General features: G+C 48.2%; 3 protein-coding genes. 2 read left to right on the top strand and 1 reads right to left on the bottom strand.

All coding sequences use genetic code 11. The features are described 5' to 3' along the window. The first annotated feature begins 225 nt into the window (after positions 1 to 225). Together rapA and ACTXGO_RS09835 are read left to right on the top strand one after the other, a co-directional pair. The gene (rapA, locus tag ACTXGO_RS09840; protein ID WP_443574260.1) at positions 226 to 3120 is read left to right on the top strand and encodes an RNA polymerase-associated protein RapA; all 2895 of its coding nucleotides are present in this window, start codon (positions 226 to 228) and stop codon (positions 3118 to 3120) included. Between the two features lie 217 nt (positions 3121 to 3337). Further along, a complete protein-coding gene (locus tag ACTXGO_RS09835; protein WP_317200088.1) occupies positions 3338 to 4240 on the top strand; it encodes an acyl-CoA thioesterase in 903 nt (300 codons plus the stop codon). A gap of 198 nt (positions 4241 to 4438) precedes the next feature. On the opposite strand, the gene ACTXGO_RS09830 is transcribed toward ACTXGO_RS09835, so the two are convergent. Continuing rightward, on the bottom strand, positions 4439 to 4718 hold a 280-nt coding region (locus ACTXGO_RS09830), incomplete at its 5' end, for an NUDIX hydrolase (protein ID WP_459112921.1).

The following is a 4718-nucleotide window of genomic DNA, read 5'->3' as shown; positions in this document are numbered from 1 at the left end:
TAGTAGATTGTCTAAAAAGCTATTTAACCGACCAGTAATACTCCTTATAGATATGCTCTTGAAAACGCAATACTGCGCACTCATCTAGCCGCTAACGCTATATAATGATGAGCTATTTTGACACAAGCAAATATGTCATTTTTTACCTTATAAGTCTTGTTCGCAAAAATAGCCGCCATAATCTACTATTTATTACTCAAGTACAAAAGATACCGCCTTATGACTATGACGACCGCTGCATTACACAGTACCGAATTTGCCGTTGGCCAACGCTACCTATCTGATACCGAGTCTGAGCTTGGGTTAGGAGTGGTCATCGACCTCGATGATCGCTGCGTGCATATCTTGTTTCCACAAAGCGAGGAGACGCGCGTCTATGCCAAAAACTCTGCACCGCTATCGCGCGTGGTGTTTAAAGTCGGCGATAGTATCTGCGATCAAGACGGCAAAACCTATACGGTAAATCGTGTGGATGAAGTGATGGGCGTGCTCAAATATGGTGTTGAGGATAATAGCGAGGGCGCAATCAAGCCTATTATGGAAACCCGTCTTGCCGCCAATATCACTCTTGCTAAGCCCCTTGAGCGTCTGCTCGCAGGGCGCATTGAGCGCGGAGATTGGTACGAGCTGCGCCAAGATATTTTGCGTATGCAAGCGGCGCTGGCAGGTCACCCGCTCAAAGGCTTGATGGGGGCGCGCGTCGACATTATTGAGCATCAGCTCTACATCGCGCACGAAGTCGGCAAACGTATCGCGCCGCGTGTCCTGCTCGCTGATGAGGTGGGACTGGGTAAAACCATTGAAGCGGGACTCATCATCCATCAGCAGCTGCTCACAGGAAAAGCTGAGCGCGTGCTCATCCTTGTGCCTGATAGTTTGCAGTATCAGTGGATGATTGAGCTGCGCCGCCGCTTTAACTTGAACTTTGCGCTGTTTGATTTGGTGCGTACGGCGGCGATTAAAGAGCATGACCCTGAGCAAAACGTCTTTGCCACCGAGCAATGTATTATCGCGGGTATGGATCTGCTACTAGATCACCCTGACTTGTATGATCAAGCGATGGAAGCTGGGTTTGACCTATTGGTCGTTGATGAGGCGCATCACTTGCACTGGGACGAGACGCAGGGTGGCAATGAAAAATACGACCTAATCGCAGATTTCGCCGAAGAGACGCCTGGGGTGATGTTACTCACCGCCACGCCTGAGCAATTGGGCGCGCAGAGTCACTTTGCCCGTTTGCGTCTGCTTGATCCTGATCGTTTCGATGATTTAGATGAGTTTATCGCAAGTCAAAGCGCTTTTGCTCAAACAGCTGCCGTTGCTGGCGTGCTCATAGAAGATAAGCCGCTAAGTGATAATCAAATTACTGCGCTGAGTCAGTTATTAGATATCAGTCTCGATGAGCTTGCGCCTATTAACGACGATGATAAGCTGCGCACGCACGCACTAAATGAGCTATTAGATCGTCACGGTACAGGGCGTATTTTGTTTCGCAATACTCGTGAAAGCGTTAAAGGCTTTCATGGTCGTAGCAGCCAAGCACATCCGCTGCCACTGCCTGAGGCTTGGGTGGATAGCTACCAGACGACTGGTAAGTTACGTGAGCAGCTGTGGGGCGAGGAAAATCAGCCCGATGGCGGCTGGCTTGAGGATGATCCGCGTGTGCCGTGGCTTATTGATATTTTAAAAGGTGCGCTCAAACAACAAAAAGTGCTCCTTATCGCCCGTAGCGGTGCTACCGTCGAGAGCTTAGAGGCCGTATTGCGCCTGCATGCCGGTATCAAGACGGCTATCTTTACTGAGCAGATGACGCTACTTGAGCGCGATCAAGCCGCTGCCTTCTTCGCTGATAGCGAGGGCGCGCAGATACTCCTGTGCTCTGAGATTGGCTCCGAGGGACGTAACTTTCAGTTTGCAAGTGATTTGATCTTATGGGACTTACCCGCCAATCCAGATACGCTCGAGCAGCGCATTGGTCGCTTGGATCGTATTGGACAAACACAGCAAATCATGCTGCATATCCCTTATGTAGAGGGCACCGCGCAAGAGCGTTTGTATCAGTGGTATAACGACGCGCTCAATATGTTTAGCCAGATATCACCGACAGCACAAAGCGTACAAGAGCAATATATAGCTCAGCTTAAACCGCTGTTAGAAGGGGCGGATACTGCGGACAACCGCGCCAGACTGCAAACGCTTATTACCGATGCTAAGCAGCTGCGCCTGGGACTTGAGGCGCAATTACAGGCGGGTCGTGATCGCTTGCTTGAGTACAACTCGTGCCGTCCTCGCGTTGCTGGGCGTATCGCAAGCGCCATGCATGAGTTTGATGGACATAATCTATTGCCGCAATTTATCGAGCGCTTCTTTGCCTCAGCTAATATCGATCATAATATTCAGCGCGATGGCTCGTGGGTGATTGCGCCTATCGATAGCACTGAGATCAGTGACTATATCGATGGTCTACCGCTTGGTGATGAAGACGGTATGAGCTTGACCTTTGAGCGTGAGCAGGCGCTTGTGCGTGAAGATATCGAATTTATCACTCATGAGCATCCACTCATGCAAGCCATCTATGAGCTGGCGAGCACCAGCACCTTTGGTAATACCACGGTTGCGATGCTAAAAAGCAATGCTATGCCGCAAGGTATGGTAATGCTGGAGGTTAACTTTCGCGTAGAGGCGATTGCGCCCAAACTATTGAACTTGCCGGCGACATTGACCACGCAAAACATTCGCGTATTTATCAGTGAACAAGGCAGTGATCTATCCGTGCGTATCAGTAGTGATATGATCATGCCGCATATTGAGCGTTTGGACAAAAACCGCGCCCGCCAAGTCATCAAGGTACGCGGCGATATCATTGAGCAGCGCTATTATGAAGCTGAAGAGATTGCACGTAATCAGCTCGGGGAGATCGGCGCGCAGGCAAGTGCACGTTTTAGCCAGCAGTGGACGCGTGAGATCAAACGCCTAAAACACCTACAAACCATCAATCCAAATGTGCGACCAAGCGAAATCGAGCGCCTAGAGCAACTCCAAGCGCAAGGTGAGCAAGCACTGGCAAACTTGTCTTTGGTGCCTGATTCTATTCGCGTACTAGTCGCAGTCAAACCTTAAGTAGAAGATAGAGAATATTAAAAACGATACTATTGTTACCAAAATAAGAACACGGCCTAGTCAGGTTTATACTAATGACTAGTCTTTTAGTCGGTGGTCAAATCCATTAGTATTGGTTACTATACTTGGTTTTGGCGGACTAGCAGTAGGTAGTGCTGGCGTCGCAGTATTCTCGAAGGCCGATAGTGGTCAGCAGAAAAAAAGGAAATGTATCGTCATGCCTGATCATGCAAAACTTATAGATGAGTTGCTAGAGACTGTCGCCTTAACTGAGGTCAGTCCTGATGTATTTGAAGGTAAAAGCCACGATTATGTTGGCTCTCGTATCTTTGGCGGGCAAGTGCTCGCGCAGGCGATTATGGCGGCCGCGCATACCTTAGGCGAAGACAAGCCTTGTCACTCATTGCATGGGTATTTTTTGCGTGGCGGTGATATCAATCAGTCGGTCATCTATCAAGTGCGCCGTCTGCGTGATGGTCGCAGTCTATCTGCGCGTGAAGTCACCGCTATTCAGTACAAAGAGGTCAAAGGCCGTGCGCCTGTTGAGCAAGTTATCTTTTCGATGATTGCCTCGTTCTCACCGATGGAGGGAGGGCTTGAGTATCAAGAGGATATGCCTGTGTATCCGCCGCCTGAGGATTTGCTCTCGGAGCAAGATCTCAAAGAAGAATACGTCGGCAAAGTGCCAGAGGCGCTCAAAGCGCGTTTTATGCGTCGTCGTCATGTCGAGATCAAACAAGTCAAACCGCGTGATCCTATCAACCCTGAACCGTCCAAACCCAAACAAGCAAACTGGCTACGTATCCGCGAGCTTGGTAATCAGCCTATTGCGATTCAGCAGGCACTACTCGCATTCTCATCAGATTTTTATCTGGTAGGTACCGGGCTCATGTCGCATGGCGTCAGCTTTATGACTAAAGGCTTGCAAGCGGCTAGTATTGATCACTCCATGCATTTTCACCGTCCGTTTGATCTCAATAATTGGCTGCTTTATGACATGTGGAGTGATACCACCTCTAATGCTAAAGGTCTCAATCACGGTCAGTTCTGGCAAGATGGCAGTCTCGTTGCCACCGTTCAGCAAGAAGGACTCATGCGTTTGCGAGTACCAAAGTCCTAAAGGCTTTATGTATAGTAAATACTAAATAAAACAGATAAATTTAATTTTAACGCGCAACTGATATCAATTTTCCTTGCGTGCTGTGTCTACGCTGCTCGATGCTGCGCAATATTAATATCAGTTACGCTGTATTGTTTTTACAATGGACTGACTATACTCAAATAATTTTAGAATGTGGGCTGGATTTTTTAGACTAGCTTAGTCCTCCATAATCTTAATCATAGCGCGTGGTAGTCCGAGATTATCTTGCGCTTTTTGTTTATCTAGCCACTTAAAGTCTATATTTGCTGCACTAAGTTTATCGTTTAAATCGATGATTTGCGTCAGGTTGATGTCAAGTTTTTGCGGCTGTAAATACCAGTGAAAATGGGTCAAAGAGTGTTTAATTGGCGCGTCATCTAATAAGGTATTACTCACTGATTGCGCTGCTAAGTCATTCTCTGCTAGCCATTCATTAACAATTTGCTCGGCGGTAGTA

Source organism: Psychrobacter sp. T6-1 (assembly GCF_052258445.1).
This window is presented reverse-complemented; position numbering and strand designations above follow the sequence as displayed.

Coding starts and splice junctions, on each gene's coding strand:
- rapA (WP_443574260.1), top strand. CDS start 226: ATGACGACCGCTGCATTACACAGTACCGAATTTGCCGTTGGCCAACGC.
- ACTXGO_RS09835 (WP_317200088.1), top strand. CDS start 3,338: ATGCCTGATCATGCAAAACTTATAGATGAGTTGCTAGAGACTGTCGCC.